Genomic DNA, 18,044 nt, shown 5'->3' on the forward strand with positions numbered 1-18,044 from the left:
CGGGCCTGCAGCCACAAGCAGATGCTATGCCAAAAAGTGATGTATTGATGCCAGAACGCCCCCTGCGGCCAGATGCCCTCGGCCTGGCCCTGCAGCTGGCCCGCCACGCGGCGCAGGTGGATTCCGCCACGCTCAGTCCCGCCACGCGGGCAGCCGTGTGCCGTTGCGTGCTTGACGCCATCGCCAGCGCAGCGGCCGCCCTTGACCAGCCCGGTGTGCAGGCAGCGCAGCAGGCGGCGCCAGTGCTGCACGGCGCAGGCGGCGTTCCCCTGTGGTTCACGGGGCGCACGGCCTCGGTGGGCGGCGCGCTGCTTGCCAATAGCGCGGCCACCGCAGCACTGGATCTGGACGACGGCTACCGCATGGCACGCGGCCACCCGGGCGCGGCAGTCATCCCCACGGCGCTGGCCCTGGCGCAGGCCCTGCCCCACGCCACGGCCGGCGACCTCATGGCCGCAGTGGTGGCAGGCTACGAAGTGGGCGTGCGGCTGGCGGCCGCCCGCACCAGTTACGCGCCATCGGGCGCATGGTCCGGCTTTGCCGTGGCGGCCACCGCAGGCCGCCTGCTGGGCACCCATGCCGAGACCCTGGCACAGGCGCTGGCCATCGCGGCGCAGACCGCGCCCGCCCTGCCCGCGCTGGCAGGCCTGGCCGGCTCGGACGTGAAGGAAGGCATCCCCGCCGGCGCGGCCTCGGGCTGGGCGGCGCTGCAGCTGGCGCTGGCGGGCTCCTCCGGCCCCACGGCGGTGCTGGACGATGCGCGCCTGTTCAACGCGCCTGCGGCCTTGCACGGCTTGAGGAGCACCCCGCTGATCGAGGGCACCTATTTCAAGCCTTTTGGATGCTGCCGCCACATCCACGCGCCGCTGCAAGCCCTGCTGCAGCTACAGGCGCAGCACAGTTTCGACGCGAGCGATGTGGACGGCATCGAGGTGTACACCTACCAAGCCACCTTCAGCCTGTCCAACCGACCGCGCCCGGACTCGCTGGTAGAGGCGCAGTACAGCGTGCCCTACTGCATGGCCCTCTGCCTGCTGCACGGTGCCGACGCGCTGGTGCCGCTGCGCGCCGCGCACCTGGCCGATGCGCAGGTGGGCCGCCTGGCGCAGCGCACCGTGGTGCGCCACGATGCAACCATCGAGCCGTTATTTCCGGCACGCTCGCCCGCCCGCGTGGCCGTGGCGCTGGCCGACGGGAGCCGGCTCGAATCCTCACTAACCGATCCGCGCGGCGACCCGGACCGACCACTGTCTACCGCCGAGCTGGAACGCAAACTGCGCGTGGCCACCCGGGCCACCCTGCCCCCTGCCCGGCAACAGGCATTGATCGACGCAGTGGCCCGCCTGCATGCCGGGGATGTGCGCCCGCTGCTCGCGGCACTGAAGGCCCGCGCAGGCGCGCCATGATGTATTGCACCCTTTTTCACCACCCCCAGCAGAATTTCCACCAGAACCCCGAGGCCACCACCATGTACCTAACGATGAAGCTAGCCCCCTCCCACCCTGGCCGCCGCGCCCTGCTGCGCGCCACGCTCTGCGCCGCCGTGCTGGCCGCAGGGCCTGCGTTGGCAGAGTCCTTTCCGGCCAAGCCGATCCGCCTGGTCGTGCCCGCCCCGCCCGGCGGCGGCACTGACGGCATGGCCCGGCTGACGGCCAACGCCCTCACCGAGTCCGCGCGCTGGACCCTGGTGCCCGACAACCTGCCCGGCGCGGGCGGCAACATCGGCTTCGACGCCGCCTTCAAGGCTCCCAAAGACGGCTACACACTGGCGATGGGCGAGTCGAGCAACATGGTCATCAACCAGTACCTGTACGGCCGCATCCCCTTCCAGATCGAGAGGGACATGCAGCCCATCGCCCTGGTGGCCCGGGTGCCGCTGGTGCTCATCGTGTCGTCCAGCGGCCCGCACACCAGCATGGCGGCGCTGGTGCAGGCGGGCAAGAAGGGCTCACTGTCGTTCGCCTCGTCGGGCAACGGCACGCTGGCGCACCTAGTGGGCGAGTCGTGGAAGCGCAAGGCTGGGCTGGATATGCTGCACGTGCCATACCGCGGCGCAGCTCCGGCGCTCACCGACCTGATTGGCGGCCAAGTCGACCTGTTCTTCGCCTCTGTGCCGGTGGCACTGCCCATGGTGCAGGGCGGCAAGGTGCGCGCCCTGGCGGTGACGGCGGCCGAGCGCGTGCCGCTGCTCAAGGATGTGCCCACCATGGTCGAGGCCGGCTTCAGCCAGATGGAAGCCAGCGTGGTCTTCGGCCTGGTCGGGCCGGCCGGCATCCCCGCGCCGCTGGTGGCCCGCATCAATGCCGAAACCAACAAGGCGCTGCAACGCCCCGCCGCAACAGCGCAGCTGTCAGCCATGGGGGCGGAGCGCATACCTGCCGGCGGGACGGGCGATGCCGAAGCATTTGCCCGCGTGCTGCGCGAGGAACGCGCCAAGTGGGCACCTGTGGTCAAGGCCTCGGGCGCAACCGTCGATTAATCCGCAAGTCCATGAAGAACGAGCACACCGCCATGCACACCCTCCCTGCATTCCTCTCATCCCGCCCCGCCTGCAATGCCCTGATGCTGGCCCTGGCCACCGCCCTCCCCGCCTGGGCCGCCGCAGCGATGCCGGCCGAGCGCATCATCGCTATGGGCCTGCCGGAGCTGCGCGCCGCGCTGGACAGCGGCGCTCTCACCTCTGCCGAACTCGTGGCCGCCTACCTGCAGCGCATCGAGTCCGTCGACCGACCCGCGGGCGGCACCCGGGCGGTGCTGGCCGTCAACGGCGCGGCGCTGGAGCAGGCCCGCGCATGGGATGCACAGCAGCGCGCCCAGCAAGGCGCCGCAGCGCGCAATGCGCCCCTGGCGGGCATCCCATTCCTAGCCAAGGACAATTTCGACGCCGTGGGCATGCCCAACACCGGCGGCTCGCTGGCGCTGGCGCAGTCGGTGCCGACCACCAATGCCTTCGTGGTGCAGCGGCTGTTGGACCAGGGGGCCATCCTGCTGGGCAAGACCAACCTGTCGGAGCTGGCCGCGTCCTACGGCTGGTACGGCTACAGCGCGGTGGGCGGTCAGACGCTCAACCCCTTCAACCCCCTGCGCACGGCCGATGGCTCCAGCAGCGGATCGGCTGCCGCCGTGGCGGCCAAGCTCGCGCCGTTTGCCCTGGGCACCGACACCACTGGCTCCATCCGAGCACCGGCCAGCGTCACCGGCACGGTGGGCATGCGCGCCACCATGGGCTTGGTCAGCCGCGCGGGCATCATTCCCATGTCGCTCACGGCCGATGCGGTCGGCGCCATCACGCGCAGCGTGCAGGACCAGGCCATCGTGCTCGACGCTATCCAGGGCGAGGACAAGGGCGATGCCTCCACTAAGGGGATGGTGCGCCCGCAGCAGCCGCTGGCCACGGGCCTGGCAACGGCCACGCTGGCCGGCAAGCGCATCGCGGTGGTGGAGAACTTCGAAGGCGGCAACCCCGAGGTCGACGCTATGCAGCGCAGCGCCGTGGCCGCCATGGAAAAGGCCGGCGCGCAGATCGTGCGCATCCGCCTGCCCAAGGTGTACGAGACGCTGCAACCCGCCGTGCTGGGGCCCATCGGGCTGGCAGAGTTCCGCCCGCAGTTCGAGGCCTATCTGGCCGGACTGCCCGCGGGCCAGCCGCGCGACCTGCGCGAGTTCATGGTGCGGCTGGAGGCGCTGACCGACAAGGGCCGTCGCGGCATCAACCCCGGGCGCTACAAGGGCCTGCAAGAAAACCTGGACACCCGCACCACGGACGGGCCCGAATACATCCACCTGCTGAGCGTGGTGGTCCCCACTCTGCGGCGCGAGCTGGGCGAACTCATGGCCGCCGGCCGCTATGACGCGCTGTTCTACCCCACGCTGGCCTGCACCGCCCCGGTGGTGCCGGGCAAGGCGGACCCCAGCTTTGTCTGCAAGACCTACGCCTACGCGGCCGGCAAGATCTCGCCCACCACGGGATTTCCGGAAATCACAGTCAACGCTGGCACAGCCGCAGGCAACCTGCCTGTGGGCGTGTCATTCTTGGGGCGGGCGGGCGACGACGCGAAGGTGTTGGAAATCGCTGCTGCGTTTGAGCGATTGAAGCAGTAGAGCGGAAATCTCTTGAATCGGCTTGGGGCACTCACGTAGAGCCATTCAGCTCTTCTGGTTGAGGTCGTCCCAATCAGCTCTTAACCAGACCGGCCGGGCCTTCGATGATCTCCTTGCTAGTCTCTCTAGGCAGTATGTCCTGGCCCAGGGTCGATTGATCTAGGGGGAAACACTTCGGATGCTTGCGGCTACGGAAATGAGGCTGAGGAGGTTCTATAGGGTGTCCCGAGTGTGTATTTGTCGTCCGATCGCGGGCCCGCCCAAGCCCCGCCATCCATGCCACTGTTGGATGGATCCAATTCTGTGCGGGCATGGGTCAAATGGTCATCGATTCTTAACATTCGTAGAACCACCCTACGGAGTTTTAGATGTTCTCCCTGCCCCGCATTTACCGTCCCCGCCTGCTCGCGCTTGCTTGCCTTCTTACGGGCGCCCAGGCCGCAATGGCCGCATATCCGGAAAAACCAATCCGTTTCATTGTTCCGGCAGCCCCCGGCGGAGGCGCAGACACAACCGTACGGATCGTTGCCACTGCGCTGTCCCAACGACTGGGACAGCCCATCGTGGTAGACAACAAGCCCGGGGCAGCAGGAGCCATCGGCCTTGACGCCATTGCCAAGGCACCGCCCGATGGCTACACCATAGGGACCGCCAACCTGTCGAACTTTACCGTCGCGTCCAACGTCTCCAAGACCCTGCCATACAGCCCCACCCGCGATTTCTCCCCCATCGCCATGCTGATGACACAGCCCTATTTGCTGGGGGTTACGGCCACGTTGCCCATCAAGTCAGTCAAAGAGCTGGCTGATTACGGCAAAGCCAATCCCACGGCACTTTTTTATGGCTCATCGGGCAACGGTTCCGCCCTGCACGTGGTGATGGAGCTGTTTCGCACGAGCATGGGTTTTAGTGCCACCCATGTGCCCTATAAGAGCATCGTTGCCGCACAAACTGACCTGATGGGAGGCCAGATCCAGGTGATGGTCGACAACTTCAGCACTATGGCGCCGAACGTCGAGTCAGGTCGTGTCAGGGCTTTGGCGATTACCGGATCGAAGCGCTCGTCCATGTTTCCCAACGTTCCAACGCTGGCAGAGGCAGGCGTCCCAGCGGCGGAGGCTGTGACCTGGGCGGGAGTGGTAGGTCCTGCGCGATTGCCAACGGACGTAGTCAACCGTCTCAACAAGGAAATCAATGCGGTGCTGGCAGACCCCAAGGTACGCAAGCAGTTCGCAGATGTGGCCTCCGATCCAGCTCCCATGACGGTTGCCGAATTCGCCAAGTACATTCAGGCGCAGGACGCCAAATGGAGCGCCGTCATCAAGCAGGGCAAAATCACGACTGACTGATTCGCTCCCCCACGGGCAGCCCCTGCGCTGCCTCTCAGGGTGGCAACAGAAAGTTAACCCCAAGAGCCGCGCAGGCACGCTCGCACAATGCTACGACAGGAGGCCAGCCTCCTGTCAAAATTTCGTCTGGAGACAGACATAGAGTCAGCGCAGCGATGCGACCATTTTCTAAGGCTGGTCGCATTGCCCCGAACAAGGCATCGACATAGGCATCCGAAAGCATCTGAATGGTAGCGTCGTCATGAGTCCTGCAAAAGAAATAGTCCAGATCCACGTTGACGATCCAAGGATCATCACCTTCCTGCAGCCACCAAGCGGTATCGCTTATCAAGTCCTCAGCTCCCGGCTCCTGCCACAAACAAGCCACAGGGCGACGAGGCTCATCACCGATTCGATGAGTTGCGCATAGAACTCGTTTCAGGAGAGGCCCGGATCGTTCAAGAAACAACGCCATGTAGGTGTCCCAGCGAATAAGGTAGGCGTCAATATCCTGGCGTTTAAGCGCTAAGTAGTCCTCGATCGACATACCTCCAAGCGGCGGGCACTGCGGCTCCCATATCTCGAAATCGGAATAGAGAGTGTCATAGTGAGCGTCGATGTGGAGCAACCTGAGAGCTCGCTCTTGCTCAATATGCCGCAGCCAGCACCAGAGAGCGGCACGATGGTTGTCCATGACGTACAACGGCACATTGTCCGACTGCCACAGAAAATTCTGGTTCACAGGACCTGAGTTGTGTCGACCCAGGAACGGCACCAACCATTGCCCAGGCGCTGGCTTCGCACTTCCGTTCATTGCGCACACAGAGGCATAACATCCTGCTCGAAGATCTGCAGCGCGCTGCGATTGCACGGCTTGTAGCCAGTGATACCTTCGAGTTGTTCCACCGTCCCACCGACAGCAACCATGACGTACCTTAGCGAAGTGCCGTCATGATGGATCTGACGGGGAGGCAGCCGGCTGATCAGTTGCAGCATATCGGGGCACTCCGCCGCCAAAAAGCCGTGAAACGTTTCACCTGCCCGTCGAATCTGAACCTGTACGGACGGACTGATCAGGTCCTCGGGGTACCAGCCACACGAATCCCATTGATCTGCCAGCACGATGGCAGGCAGCAATGCGGCTACCCCGCCAGGATAGGGTTGGTGCTTCGCGGTCACGTCAATCACACCGAATGGCGGAGCCACCACGACGGCGTGGGGGGCAACGAACTCGCGGGTATCAAGCGCCCAAAAATAACGTGGGTTTAGACCGCTGGATGCAGGGAACTCGACCGTAAGGGTCGCCTTGGCCACGTAGTTCCATACTCCCAGTCGATCCAGCATTCTTCCCAACATGCCGGATGCATCGACGCATGCGCCCAAGCGCCCGTCCTTGGCAACTGCTGCTTCCACGGCTGCAGCGGCAATCCCAATCTTGCGAGCTGCGTCGGTCAGGTAGTCGGCACTGTACTCACGAGCCTCAACATACTGTGCATACAACTCCATCAGCTCGGGGTGGGAGGCTTCCGCTGAGAGAAATGCCGGATGGTCACAGAACCCAGGACCTTCATCTGGAATGTCGAGCCTTGCGAACACCTGTCGAAGGCGCTTCGCTGCTTGAGGATTGGATAGTCTCCACACTTGTGCGCTTTCTAGTGGTTACTTGGGAATAGGTTTCGTGGTCGCCGTGAGGCACGAACAATTAGAGGCAAGGCAGTTCTAGGCTCTGTGATGACCAGCTTTGTCCTGGGTCGGCCGGTTGAGTTTCACTTTGGCCATGACGTCATCGACAACGCGCATTTCATGAAAGTGCTGATGTTCTTTCTCTGGCCACTGAGCATGCTGAATCTCTTGATGAGACTGAGTGTGAACAAAGTCTTCTTAACATTAGGGCAAGTTCAGCTGCAGCACCAACGGACAGTGATCCGAGGCAGCAAAGGCTCTTCCAGCGAACTTGGCTAACTCGACTTCCCGTGTCCGAGCTCCACGGTTTGCGGCCGCAAGGCCTTGAGATAGCGCAATGTGGTCCAAGCCTTCATTTCTTGCGCAGGCGGTCGATCTTGGTTCACGGAACATGAGGGTCAGCTCCGAATTCGTGGGATCCCCATCATTGACTTCCGGCCAAAGAAGTCTGACCTGCTCAGAGTCGACCGGGATTCCAGTGGCACTTGAACTACCGGCTCTTGCATTTCCAGCCTTGCGACGATTGAGTTCGAGGTCCAGCTTGCGATTGAAGTCCCCTAGCAGGATCAGATGCGCTCCATCAATCGATTCGCGTTCAATCAGACGCTCAAGTGGCCCAATTTGTTTGCGCAGCGTTGGGCAATTGGTATTTTCGGTGCTATCAAGGTAGGCACCTCTGAAATCGAAATTCGCGTCTCCTGCCGGACTTGCACAACCGGATTTCAAGTGCACATTGGCCACGCGTATTTTATGTCCTGCAGGCCCAACCAAGCTCGCAATCAAAGCGGGTCTGGTGAAATGCCCGGCGTTTCGCATATCTTCCACCGCCAGTGCAAAGTCAGTTTCGCATGATGCCATGGTAAGAACATTTTTACGCACGGCTATGACAAGGCGTTGGACTTCAGGACTTGCCACATCACGATCATTCGATGTACAAAAGCTGTATTCATCGTGGGCTCGGCCCAGAGCCGCTCGGGCTGCGGCTTCACCAGATATTTCTTGAAATCCGAGTACATCAGGATTTGCAGAGCGCAAAGTTTGTTCGAGTGCAAGGCGCTTCGCATCCCAGTAGTGGGCTGTAGGCGAAAAAACTGCGCGCGGAATTGGGCTAACTCCAGAGGAGTGGTACTCGGTATAGGCATTGCATGGTGGCAGTCCGCTTGAGACTGGCCGGCATTGCGCGTCACTACGGGGGTCGCACCAACTGCGTTCAGGTTCCGAGCATTGAGCCACCACCTGCTTGAATTCAGGATCGCTGATCCACCAGCCGACATTGAAAGTGGCTACATTGATGCGCGTTGGTTGCGCCGAAAGCCATGCCGGTGCTGTAGCCAGCATTGCAAAGACGGCAAATCGATAACAATTCAAAAATCGCTTCATCTTGAGCTTTCTGACAATTGATTTTTACTGGCGGCCTCGATCACTTGTTTGCAGATGCCTGAATCAACTTCGGCCCGGCTAAGCCAATCAGCTGCTCTGCAGTCTCCACGTGCTGGAAGTGCTGCTCAACTTCATTCGGCCTGACCGTGCCTCGCTTCGCCATGTCTTCCAAACGTGCATAGAAAGAGTCCCAGTGAGGTGTTTTTGGTCCCAGCAGATAGACGGGAATCGGACCTAGCTGACCGCTTTTGATGGATTCCAGAATTTGGAAAATTTCCCATTCAGTGCCCGAACCACCAGGTGCCAGGACAACCGCTGTCGAGTGTAGAAACATGGCGTATTCGCGTATGCCCACGCTTGAGAAAATCAGCCCATCAGTGATTATTTTCTGTTTCGTCCCATCCACCGCACTGTAGGTGGCAAAGGCTTTCTCTGGCTGGCCGCCATGATCGCGTGAATCACCGTAGTAGGTTGTGTAGCCAATACTGGAGCCGCCTGCATTGACGGCCCCACGGGCCGCGGCCTCCATCAACCCCGTGCCTCCGCCTGTAAGTACGGGCCATTGCCTGCCGTACTTTTCCGTCCATCCCTTGGCGAATTTGTAAACCTCCCTGTAGAGGGCATCGTTTGCGGCCTTGATGGAAGGATCTGCTTGAGAGTTCGATTCTCGAATTCGGCTGCTACCGTAGATCGCAACGAACCCGCGAGGATGTTTTTCGGCTTTGAACTTCGCGGCGCAGCGCAGGTCGCGCGCCAACTCCTCTGCAGTCAAACGATCATCAGGTCCTCTGTAGGGTCCTGTGTAGCTGGCATTTTCGACGGTACTGGCACACCCATCAGAGAGCTGTGTGGTCGACGCGCAGCCGGCTAGCAGCACGGCAGATGTCAATAGGACCCATTTTCGTGAATCGTTCATATGCCAAGTCCTCCCGAGTTTTGCAGCATTTAGCCTGCGATGAAATCGCAAGTAAAAGAATTTCTGCGCAAGCTGCGTATTTCGAACCCGTTGGGCACACAGGCCGATTCACGTAGACACTCAGGTCGGCTGGAGCTGGTCACCGGTTTCGGCGGTCCTGGACACAGGCGCTCACATCCGAAAAACTAGGAGATTGACCGACCCGCTCGCCAGCCAAGCGCGCGTCGGCGTCAAGCAACATTGGGGGGAACATGCTGTATCAGCTGCGCACTGGACATGCCATATGCGAATAAGGCCCAGAAAGCCAAAAGCCTCCTTGCGGAGGCCTTCATCTCTGTATACCGGGGCGCCCTTGCGGGTGGGCCTGTCGGCGCATCGGCGCGGACTATACCCTCTCGGCGAATAAACGGCAACTGCCCCCTAAGATCCGATAGCCTCCTGCGGCGCGCATTAGGTCGGCCCGACACAGGTGGCCACTTCCCTAGGGACTACAAAGCTTTCGAGGTTACCGCCGAGCTCTCTGTCCACCGCCCATTTGGTCCCACACCCTGTGCCTCGTTCAGCGATTCCATCGACCAGTTCCACCTGGACAGCGAGCCGCCAACCCGTGTCAGGGATTCTTGAATTCGTTGTCGTCAGAGTCCATCAAGCGGTCGATATCCTCGGGTGGGGCCCATGGAGCTTGCAGTAGGAGATCATCAGGCCCTGAGGCCCGCGATAAATCATCAACAGTAACCATCGCGCGCGAGTCGGCGCAATGCCTCAACGCCTAACTGCTCCAGATCCAGCCCGACGAGAAGGTCGTTCTCCTTCGTGAAATCGCGCCCGTAGGCAGCGCATAGTAGCGCCACACCGGCCTCGTGCAGACGTGTCTCGACGCCGGCAGCCCGGCCCAGTCGCACCGTGGGCACCAGACCAAAAGGCACATCTTCAAGCACATAGCGGCTTTCAGCGGTTGTCGGCCCCATCACACCCAGGCCTTGACGATAGCGCTCTTGGTTCATCTGTGCCACGCTTGCCTGCGACAACTGGTAGGACTGAGCGATGTGCTCCTGCACAGACTTCACCTGAACTCCCAATGCCCCGGCGATGGCCAGACGCTCCGCGTCCAGCGACTCGATCAGCCTGCCCACGGCAGGTGTCACGTTTTCGGCTTGGTTCCACGCCTGCGCATGCTCCATGCGTGTCAGGTTGAGCAGCGCGATCGCCAGATGGTTCTGCGGATTGACATTGCCCAGGGAGACAGTGAGCAGGCCGTCGCGCCGCGTAAACCGATCACCGAATAGCTCGGTACATAGTTGGTGGCCAGCTTCCCCGCTACGGGCCGGCAGCGTCGCCATATCAACCCGGCTGCGGATGGTGCCCACATGCACGGCGGTTGAACTGCGCTGCCGAGCGGTGCAGACAGTGCTGGCCAGCGCGATGATGGGTGCGGAAATACCGCGGCTGGACAATTGTCGATTCAGGTACAAGGCGCCGAACGACAGATGCGAGCTGATGATGAGGGGCAGCCCCGGCCGCACGTGAGGCACGCATGTGTCGAAGGCGAATCGATGCCCGGTGGCGGGTAGTGCAAAGACCACAACCTGAGCCCATGCCATGGCCTGCGCGCAAGACGGCGCCACGTGCGGCGCGAAGCTACCGCTGATGGCTCCCGTGGCGGTCAGCGTGCGGCCGCCGCCTAGTTCCTGAGTGCGCTGGCCTGAGGGAGACCAGAGCATGGCCTCATGGCCTGCCGCTTCCAGCAGGGCTGCCATGCCGAAGGCGATGGCACCTGCCCCTACGATACTGACTCGCATGGCAATCGTTTCCTTTTCAGGTTAAGTAAAAGACAGTTGAACGCGGGGCGGCATTCAGCGCCCGCGGTTACGGCAGACCGGCCACTCGTGAGGCCTGCCGGTGTAAAGAAAAATCAGCGCTGGTCAGCGCTCAGACCGCAGCCATCAGCCTGCGCGCATCCAGCGCGGCTATAGGCCGCCGTGTGCGACCCTGAGTGATCAGATCGGTCAGTGTGGCGCCCACCACGGGCACCAGCTCGAAGCCGTGCCCCGAATAGCCAAAGGCATGGAATACCCCTGGAGCATTTACCGCGGGACACACCACAGGCAGCAGGTCCGCTGTCTTCGCCTCAAGGCCCGACCACACGCGCACCATGCGCACATTGCGCACGCTTGGAAATACGTCCGTCGCAGCTCGCGCGCCTTTGGAGAGCACGCCCATCCGCACCGAGGAGGACTCGGCATCCAGGTCCGCGATGCCCTGCAGACCGCCACCGATAACCAGCGTGCCTTGGTCAGACTGCTTGAACGACAGCGAGCGCCCCATGATCGACACAACCGGCTTGACCAGGGGTGCCAACCGCTCCGTAACGATCATCATCGAGGCCTTGGTCCCAAGAGGAATCTCGTCGCCCACCATGCCAGCGATACGCCCCGCCCATGCGCCTGCGGCGTTCACGATGAAGGGAACCACGATGGATTCTCCATCCACCTCAACGGCAGGACCTTGCAAAGCCAGCGCCCAGTCCTGTCCGCGGCGTTCGATCCCTGTCACCCCGCACCCCTGCCGGATGACGGCACCCGCCAATTCGGCACTGCGGCGGAAGGCTGCGAGCGTGCGGTGCGGATCTGCCGCACCATCGATGCGAGAAATGGAAGCGCCCAGGCATTGGGGGTTGATGGCGGGTACCAGTCTCCGCAATTCCTGGGCGTCGATGATCTGTTCATGTTGGTAGCCTGCGGCGGACAGGCTGGAAACACGCTGCTCCAGTTTGGCCAAGTGCTCGGGGCGGTCCGCTACGCAGATCTGGCCGTTGGGATGAAAACCGCAGTCGTCACCCACGAGCGCCGAAATGCGATGCCACATTTCCATGGACTCCAGAGCCAGGTCGAGCTCTCCGACATCCCGGTTGAGCGTGCGCACGCCAGCGGCCGTCGCGCCCGACGCATGGCGCCCCACCCAGGACTTTTCCAGCACCACTACACGCTTTCCGGCCCGGCACAGGTGCAAGGCCGCAGACAGGCCGTGCAGGCCGCCGCCGACTACAGCCACATCGAAGACGCGCGCGCTCATGGTGCCTCCTGTCCGTTGTCCAGCGATGCCAACTCGCCCAATGTCAGCTGCTTGAACGGCGGACGTATGCGGTGGAACCCAACCTCCTGCACCGTTTTTCCGTGCGCCTGCGCAAGGATGTGGGCAACCGTGTAGCCGCAATGCCGACCCTGGCACGGCCCCATTCCCGCACGCGTCAGCGACTTCACCTGGTTTGGGTCCGGCCGCCCGCCGGCCACTGTTGCTCTGATATCTCCTGCCGTCAGCTCTTCGCAGCGGCAGACCACCGTGTCGTCGGGCGGAGAGAACAGTTCCGCACGGGGCGGGTAGATCGCATCCAGAAGAGGACGTATCGCCATCTCCCGCGCAAGGTGCATGCGCAGCGGCCTGGCCAGCCGGTTGGCGGCATCCGAATCCAGCCGCCCCATGCTCAGGGCGGCACCGACAGCAGACAGCGTTCCCCGAGTGCATGCCGCGCGGGCACCGCCAATGCCACCGCCGTCGCCGGCCACGAATATGCCGGGTTTGCTAGTCATTCCCCATGGGTCCAGCAAAGGCACCAGGCTCAGCTGCGACACGCTCCACGCATGCTCGCACGCAAGCGCATGCGTCATGTGCACAGAGGGGACCACCCCCTCGTGCACGAGCAACAGTTGCAGATCCACCGCGCCTTCCTTTCCAGAAGCCGTTTTGTAGGAAAGCTGCTCCAGCCGCTGCGTACCATGTGCACGCAACTGGGTCACGCCCCGCACTATGGGAAACCCTGCCCGGCGAACTTCGCGCATCCAGGCTGCGCCCTTGGCCAGGTCCTTCCACGCTGCGAGAGCACCCGCAGCATGCGCGATACCCCGCCGCCAGGCCCCCGGGGAGGTCGTGTCCAGCCAACCCGCAATTCGTCCACCAGCACGCAGCAGTTGCACCATGTACAGCAACACCAACGGCCCGCTACCTGCGATCCAGGGCGCCACCTGTGGGATCTCCCGAGCATTTTTCATCAGGATCTGTGAAGCACCAACAGTGAGCACTCCGGGCAAGGTCCAACCTGGGAACGGCGCTGGCCGCTCCTGGGCGCCAGTCGCCAACAGCACGCAGGTCGCCTGCACGCATTCGGCCTTCTGGGCGTGGCTCATGAAAACCTTCCATCCAGGTTCGATCTGCCAGACCTGGGTTCCGGGTTCGTACAACGCACCGCTCGCGCGAAAAGACCGCGCCAGCGGCAGGCCGGCCGCATACTCCTCACCCAGCAGCGAGGCCATGCCAGACTCTGCGCGTGCTTCCACCGCGCGCCAGATCTGCCCACCTGGGGCGGACTGCTCATCCACCACCAGCACTTTCAAGCCCAATTGCCGTGCCTGCACTGCGGCGGACATGCCAGCGGGTCCGGCTCCGATGATCAAAAGATCCACGCTGCGGTTCATCGCGACACCTCACTACCAATCGCCATGGCACCGCAATCTGGCACTTCGATAGCCATTTCGCGGCGGCCGTTCTGACGCTGCACACACATGCCCTCACCGACCTCCACAAGGCAGGTCTGGGTGGAGGCCACCCCGTCCACGATGGCCAGGCATTCGAAGCACACACCCATCAGGCAGTAGGGTGCACGCGGGCTGCCGGTAACTGGAGTAGTCCTGGACGCCGGGGGATCAAGCCGCAGCAGCACCGAGGCAACCGAGTCACCTGGTTCCGCGGTGATGGCTTGTCCGTCGACCGTCAGGGTGAGCAGATGAACACGGACCCGGTCATCGGGAAGCTTTCGAAACAGGGGGGCAGTCATGGGAGAGTGGCTGCAAGCAGCATTGGTAGGCCGCATGCGGCCATGCAGCCGCAAACGAGCGTTGAACAGAACGCCGGCACAACGCTGTGATCGCTCCATGCGCACCAATGCTGGACGCAACAGATCTGCTCATTGCCGCGGGACTCAAATCGCTCGTGGCGACTGCAGTCCCAGACAGAGGGGCAGGAATGGATGGAGAGACGGACCAGGACCATGTACCGGCATTGGTGGATGTCCAGTCATGCTATGGCGCTACATCAAATTCATCTATCCCAAGAAAAGGGTCGACCCATTCAAGCAGCGCAAGTGTTGCGGGTCTTTTCGGTGGCTGTGGCCATGTACTGCAGTAGATCTTTGGCCGGTGCGTTGAGCCGCGTGTCCCCCAATGCCATTGCTTGCACGCTGAAGGGCAGGCCGGGTTGCAACGGCAAGGCCGAACCTCCTTTTCTGCGATGCATGGCTCCGGTGAACGGATCAACCACCGAGATGCCCAAACCACGCATCACAAGTTCGCTGGCAGTGAGGGACTGCGACGTCTCTGACAGGATGTCCAATTCCCCTCCCGCTTCCTTGAGCAGGATTTCCAGTCGCTTTTGAATTGCCCCCGTTAAGGCCACGAAGGGACGGCCCATAAGCTGCTGCATATCCACCGGACGATGGCTCTCCGGCCACTCAGCAGGCCCGGCGATGCAGACGCAATCCGCAGTGAACTCCGCCACGTTCTCGACCTCGCCGACAGCCAAACGGTGTGCTCCGAAGCCGATGTCTGCCTGCCGATTGCGCACGCTGCGCACAACCTCGATGGAGGAAACAATGTCCAGACTCACCACGACGTTTGGATGCTGGCGCCGAAGGAACGCGATCGCATCCGGCATGACCGAGTGCCCCAAAGCGGGGATGGCACAGATAGATAGGCGGCCCATGCGCTGCTTACGAAGTTGCTCGGAGAAGCGGGCGATATCCTCTAGCCCCAAAAAGGACTGCTGCACCTTGGCCATGAGTGCTAGCGCCTCCTCCGTTGGCTTGACCGTCCGGCCGTGCTTCGCGAACAGCTGAAATCCCACGACCCGCTGCAGCTCGGATATGGTTCGGCTCACTGCCGACTGGGAGGTACCCAATGCATCGGCTGCGGCGCCGATACCGCCCTTCATAACAGCGGCCCGGAACGCCTCAATCATCTGGTGTGTCAACAACTGCGTCGGCATGGCGCCCTCCTCGATAGCTTGCAGTGTAGGGCTCGCAAGAGGCGGGCCAATGGTCTCATCCCAGGTTCCTCGTAGCTTTACACGAGCGAAAAAAAGGGGCCAGCGCTTGCTTCGCCGGCCCCCAATCACCTTGGAGAGATTCGCGCTGTGGTGGACGATGCCAGAAAGATCAGAATGTGTGGCGCACCCCGAGGTCGAAGCCAGAGGAGGCCTGATTGGCACCCGTCACTGCGCCATTGAGTGCGGCTGCGGCACCGCCTCGGTTCTTGACGTGACCGTAGGCGCCATATAACGAGGTGCGCTTGGACAGGTAGTGCACATAGCCCAGCGATACCTTGTCGGACTGGGGTGTTCCCGCAGCAGTAGTTTTATATGTGGACCACTGGGCCTTGATTTCACCGGCACCCACCCGGTAGATCCCTCCCAGTTGATAGCCCTTGCCGGTCAGGCCCGCGAGAGTGCCAACCTTCTCGCGGTAGTACCCGCCCATGGCGGTGAACGCACCTATGTCGTAGCGGCCGCCCAGATTGGTGGACGTGATGTCACCCGTGGCTGCGGTGGAGGCGTACTGCGTGCGCGTGGTGGAGAAAGCAACGTTCAGGGGCCCTGCCTTGTAGCCCAGACGCAGGCCGCCACCATTGCCGTCCTTTTCGGTGGCCGCTGCATTGCGCAGGTTTTCACCCAGGTAATACTGCACCACGCCGTACACGCCGCCGAGGTTGGAAGGCAGGAAGTACATGATGCCGTTGGACACCCGTGTGGGAATCGGCCCTGTGAGCGCACTGGCGTACGCCTGTGATGCGGCGACACCGCTGTTGCCAAAGGGATCGAACTCAAAGCGGTTGTAGTAAGCCACCGAGTAGTCGCGCCCCAGGCGCAATTCACCCACGCTGTTGGACAGGCTCACAGTGGAGCGCCTGCTGAAGGTGAGACCGCCGCCCCCAGCGCTACCGCTTGTCTGGTTGTTGGTGCTGGTCGTGCCACCGCTACCGTTATCGGTGAGCAGACCCGCTTCGAGCCAGAAGCTTGCCGAGAGACCGCCGCCCAAGTCCTCCACGCCGCGAAAGCCCAGGCGCGATCCACCTGTGCCGCCAGAGGCGAGTTGCGAGCGATCAGCCACGCTGCCCGAGCCCACCTGCAGGTAGGTGTCCACGACCCCAAACAGGGTGACTGATGATTGCGCGCTGGCCGCGCCGCAAGCGGTGATCGCAAGGCTACACAAAAGATGTTTGTTCACTGAACTTCTCCGATAAAATTCCCGCTTTGGCGGGTTATTGATTGCTTGCCTTGCTGCCACTTCCAAGTGGCCATGCACCGCGCTCGCTTCGGCTTTTTTCAGGCATGGCTGCGCCACCGCTCCGCCCGGATCGGGGCAGGCGCAATGAGGGCTTCTGCAGCAACAGGCAAAACCGTCCTCCTCCTGACCGCAAAGGTCTGGATACGGGCTGTCTGGCGTGTGGGGACTTGTGGGGACTATCGAATAGGCAGTCCTTTCATGCAGTGTTGATTTGCACTTTTCACACTACGGCTTTGCTGGCGTCTACCTACTCGACCTTGATGTCAGCATCGACTATCACCTTGCGCCACTTCTGGATGTCGTCGCGCACACGGGCGGTAAACTGAGTTGGGTTGCTGGCCACAATGGAAAACCCTGCTTCCTCAAGTTTCTGGCGCATCTTGGGCTCGTTAAGCACGGTGCGGATGTCGTTACTGATTTTGCTGACGATGGGTGCTGGAGTGCCTGCGGGCGCGAACAAGCCGAACCACACATCCGACTCGTACCCTGGGTAACCTGACTCTGCGATGGTGGGCACCTGCGGTAGCAAGGGGCTGCGCTTGGCGCTGGTTACCCCCAGCACACGCAGCTTGTTGGCCTTCATATAGGGCATCGTGGTCATCACCACGTCGAAGCTTGCCAGCAACTGTCCCGCTACGAGGTCGTTCATCGCTGGCCCCGAGCCTCGGTACGGGATCGCCAGCATCTTCAAGCCGGCTCGGGCCGCGAACAATGCCATTGACATGTGCGGCGTGGTGCCCACGCTGCCGTTGTAGGGGATTTCGCCAGGCCGAGCCTTCGCATACGCCACGAATTCTTGGACCGTATGGACCGGTACAGAAGGATGCACCGACAACAATTGGGGGATGGTGACCATCTCCGAGATCGGCACGAAGTCGCGTTGGACGTTGTAGGGCAGTTTGGGATAGAGCGTCTGCGCCACAGCGTGCGTCGATACGGTGCCCAGCAACAGGGTGTAGCCATCGGGCTTGGACTTGGCGACTGCATCGGCTCCGATGATGCCCGCTGCGCCGGCCCGGTTGTCGACGATCACTGACTGCTTCCAGATATCGCCCAGTCTGTCGGCCAAACTACGGGCCAGCAAGTCCGTAGACCCGCCCGCCGAGAACGGCACAACGATCTTGACCACTTTGTCGGGATAGGCATCCTGGGCTGAGGCTGTTAGCCCGAACAGGGCGACACCGAGGCTGAATACCAAAGCACGGGCTAAAGTCATGGGATCCTTTTTGGAGTTGAAGAGAAAGCAAAGGAAATTGCACGCATTGCTGCGGCACGCGGGAGAGCGCTCCCGCGCTGGCACTGACCC

Annotated in this window: 15 protein-coding genes; 4 read left to right on the forward strand and 11 right to left on the reverse strand. The window is 62.2% G+C overall.

Features of this window, described 5'->3' with window-relative positions:
• Window positions 1-47: 47 nt before the first annotated feature.
• The 4 genes from OIN59_RS17380 (at window position 48) to OIN59_RS17395 (ending at window position 5,450) form a co-directional block, all read left to right on the forward strand.
• Window positions 48-1,406, forward strand: coding sequence for an MmgE/PrpD family protein (locus tag OIN59_RS17380; protein WP_274112324.1), 1,359 nt, complete (start codon window positions 48-50; stop codon window positions 1,404-1,406).
• A 62-nt stretch (window positions 1,407-1,468) separates the two neighbouring features.
• The gene (locus OIN59_RS17385; protein ID WP_274112325.1) at window positions 1,469-2,479 is read left to right on the forward strand and encodes a Bug family tripartite tricarboxylate transporter substrate binding protein; all 1,011 of its coding nucleotides are present in this window, start codon (window positions 1,469-1,471) and stop codon (window positions 2,477-2,479) included.
• A gap of 32 nt (window positions 2,480-2,511) precedes the next feature.
• The gene (locus OIN59_RS17390) at window positions 2,512-4,101 is read left to right on the forward strand and encodes an amidase (protein WP_274112326.1); all 1,590 of its coding nucleotides are present in this window, start codon (window positions 2,512-2,514) and stop codon (window positions 4,099-4,101) included.
• 368 nt (window positions 4,102-4,469) lie between these two features.
• The gene (locus OIN59_RS17395) at window positions 4,470-5,450 is read left to right on the forward strand and encodes a Bug family tripartite tricarboxylate transporter substrate binding protein (protein ID WP_274112327.1); all 981 of its coding nucleotides are present in this window, start codon (window positions 4,470-4,472) and stop codon (window positions 5,448-5,450) included.
• 34 nt (window positions 5,451-5,484) lie between these two features.
• On the opposite strand, the gene OIN59_RS17400 is transcribed toward OIN59_RS17395, so the two are convergent.
• The 11 genes from OIN59_RS17400 to OIN59_RS17450 all read right to left on the reverse strand — a co-directional run bounded on the left by OIN59_RS17400 (window position 5,485) and on the right by OIN59_RS17450 (window position 17,954).
• Entirely contained in the window at window positions 5,485-6,171 is a 687-nt protein-coding gene (locus OIN59_RS17400) for a peptide arginase family protein (RefSeq protein WP_274112328.1), read from the reverse strand.
• Between the two features lie 68 nt (window positions 6,172-6,239).
• Window positions 6,240-7,070 (reverse strand): hypothetical protein, encoded by an 831-nt coding sequence (locus OIN59_RS17405; protein WP_274112329.1) that lies wholly within the window; start codon window positions 7,068-7,070, stop codon window positions 6,240-6,242.
• 246 nt (window positions 7,071-7,316) lie between these two features.
• The gene (locus tag OIN59_RS17410) at window positions 7,317-8,492 is read right to left on the reverse strand and encodes an endonuclease/exonuclease/phosphatase family protein (protein ID WP_274112330.1); all 1,176 of its coding nucleotides are present in this window, start codon (window positions 8,490-8,492) and stop codon (window positions 7,317-7,319) included.
• A gap of 40 nt (window positions 8,493-8,532) precedes the next feature.
• Window positions 8,533-9,408 (reverse strand): LOG family protein, encoded by an 876-nt coding sequence (locus OIN59_RS17415; RefSeq protein ID WP_274112331.1) that lies wholly within the window; start codon window positions 9,406-9,408, stop codon window positions 8,533-8,535.
• A gap of 725 nt (window positions 9,409-10,133) precedes the next feature.
• Window positions 10,134-11,207, reverse strand: coding sequence for an NAD/NADP-dependent octopine/nopaline dehydrogenase family protein (locus OIN59_RS17420; protein WP_274112332.1), 1,074 nt, complete (start codon window positions 11,205-11,207; stop codon window positions 10,134-10,136).
• 130 nt (window positions 11,208-11,337) lie between these two features.
• Window positions 11,338-12,480, reverse strand: a complete 1,143-nt coding sequence (locus OIN59_RS17425) for an NAD(P)/FAD-dependent oxidoreductase (protein WP_274112333.1) — start codon at window positions 12,478-12,480, stop codon at window positions 11,338-11,340.
• Window positions 12,477-13,877 (reverse strand): FAD-dependent oxidoreductase, encoded by a 1,401-nt coding sequence (locus tag OIN59_RS17430; protein ID WP_274112334.1) that lies wholly within the window; start codon window positions 13,875-13,877, stop codon window positions 12,477-12,479. Before OIN59_RS17430 ends, OIN59_RS17425 begins: the two co-directional genes overlap by 4 nt.
• Window positions 13,874-14,236 carry a (2Fe-2S)-binding protein gene (locus OIN59_RS17435; protein ID WP_274112335.1) on the reverse strand — a complete coding sequence of 121 codons (363 nt, stop codon included), beginning with the start codon at window positions 14,234-14,236 and terminating at the stop codon, window positions 13,874-13,876. The genes OIN59_RS17430 and OIN59_RS17435 overlap by 4 nt, the downstream gene beginning before the upstream one ends.
• Before the next feature lie 293 nt (window positions 14,237-14,529).
• The gene (locus OIN59_RS17440) at window positions 14,530-15,441 is read right to left on the reverse strand and encodes a LysR family transcriptional regulator (protein ID WP_274112336.1); all 912 of its coding nucleotides are present in this window, start codon (window positions 15,439-15,441) and stop codon (window positions 14,530-14,532) included.
• A gap of 169 nt (window positions 15,442-15,610) precedes the next feature.
• Window positions 15,611-16,678 carry a porin gene (locus OIN59_RS17445; protein ID WP_274112337.1) on the reverse strand — a complete coding sequence of 356 codons (1,068 nt, stop codon included), beginning with the start codon at window positions 16,676-16,678 and terminating at the stop codon, window positions 15,611-15,613.
• A 307-nt stretch (window positions 16,679-16,985) separates the two neighbouring features.
• On the reverse strand, window positions 16,986-17,954 hold the full coding sequence (locus OIN59_RS17450) for a Bug family tripartite tricarboxylate transporter substrate binding protein (protein WP_274112338.1): 969 nt from the start codon (window positions 17,952-17,954) through the stop codon (window positions 16,986-16,988).
• Window positions 17,955-18,044: the final 90 nt, after the last annotated feature.

It is taken from the genome of Acidovorax benzenivorans, assembly GCF_028680575.1.
GTDB classification, from domain to species: Bacteria; Pseudomonadota; Gammaproteobacteria; order Burkholderiales; family Burkholderiaceae_C; genus Acidovorax; species Acidovorax benzenivorans.

Bases quoted from the DNA above. Each gene is read 5' to 3' on its own strand.
- OIN59_RS17380 (WP_274112324.1), top strand. From the start codon at position 48: ATGCCAGAACGCCCCCTGCGGCCAGATGCCCTCGGCCTGGCCCTGCAG.
- OIN59_RS17385 (WP_274112325.1), top strand. From the start codon at position 1,469: ATGTACCTAACGATGAAGCTAGCCCCCTCCCACCCTGGCCGCCGCGCC.
- OIN59_RS17390 (WP_274112326.1), top strand. From the start codon at position 2,512: ATGCACACCCTCCCTGCATTCCTCTCATCCCGCCCCGCCTGCAATGCC.
- OIN59_RS17395 (WP_274112327.1), top strand. From the start codon at position 4,470: ATGTTCTCCCTGCCCCGCATTTACCGTCCCCGCCTGCTCGCGCTTGCT.
- OIN59_RS17410 (WP_274112330.1), bottom strand. From the start codon at position 8,492: ATGAAGCGATTTTTGAATTGTTATCGATTTGCCGTCTTTGCAATGCTG.
- OIN59_RS17415 (WP_274112331.1), bottom strand. From the start codon at position 9,408: ATGAACGATTCACGAAAATGGGTCCTATTGACATCTGCCGTGCTGCTA.
- OIN59_RS17420 (WP_274112332.1), bottom strand. From the start codon at position 11,207: ATGCGAGTCAGTATCGTAGGGGCAGGTGCCATCGCCTTCGGCATGGCA.
- OIN59_RS17425 (WP_274112333.1), bottom strand. From the start codon at position 12,480: ATGAGCGCGCGCGTCTTCGATGTGGCTGTAGTCGGCGGCGGCCTGCAC.
- OIN59_RS17430 (WP_274112334.1), bottom strand. From the start codon at position 13,877: ATGAACCGCAGCGTGGATCTTTTGATCATCGGAGCCGGACCCGCTGGC.
- OIN59_RS17435 (WP_274112335.1), bottom strand. From the start codon at position 14,236: ATGACTGCCCCCCTGTTTCGAAAGCTTCCCGATGACCGGGTCCGTGTT.
- OIN59_RS17440 (WP_274112336.1), bottom strand. From the start codon at position 15,441: ATGCCGACGCAGTTGTTGACACACCAGATGATTGAGGCGTTCCGGGCC.
- OIN59_RS17450 (WP_274112338.1), bottom strand. From the start codon at position 17,954: ATGACTTTAGCCCGTGCTTTGGTATTCAGCCTCGGTGTCGCCCTGTTC.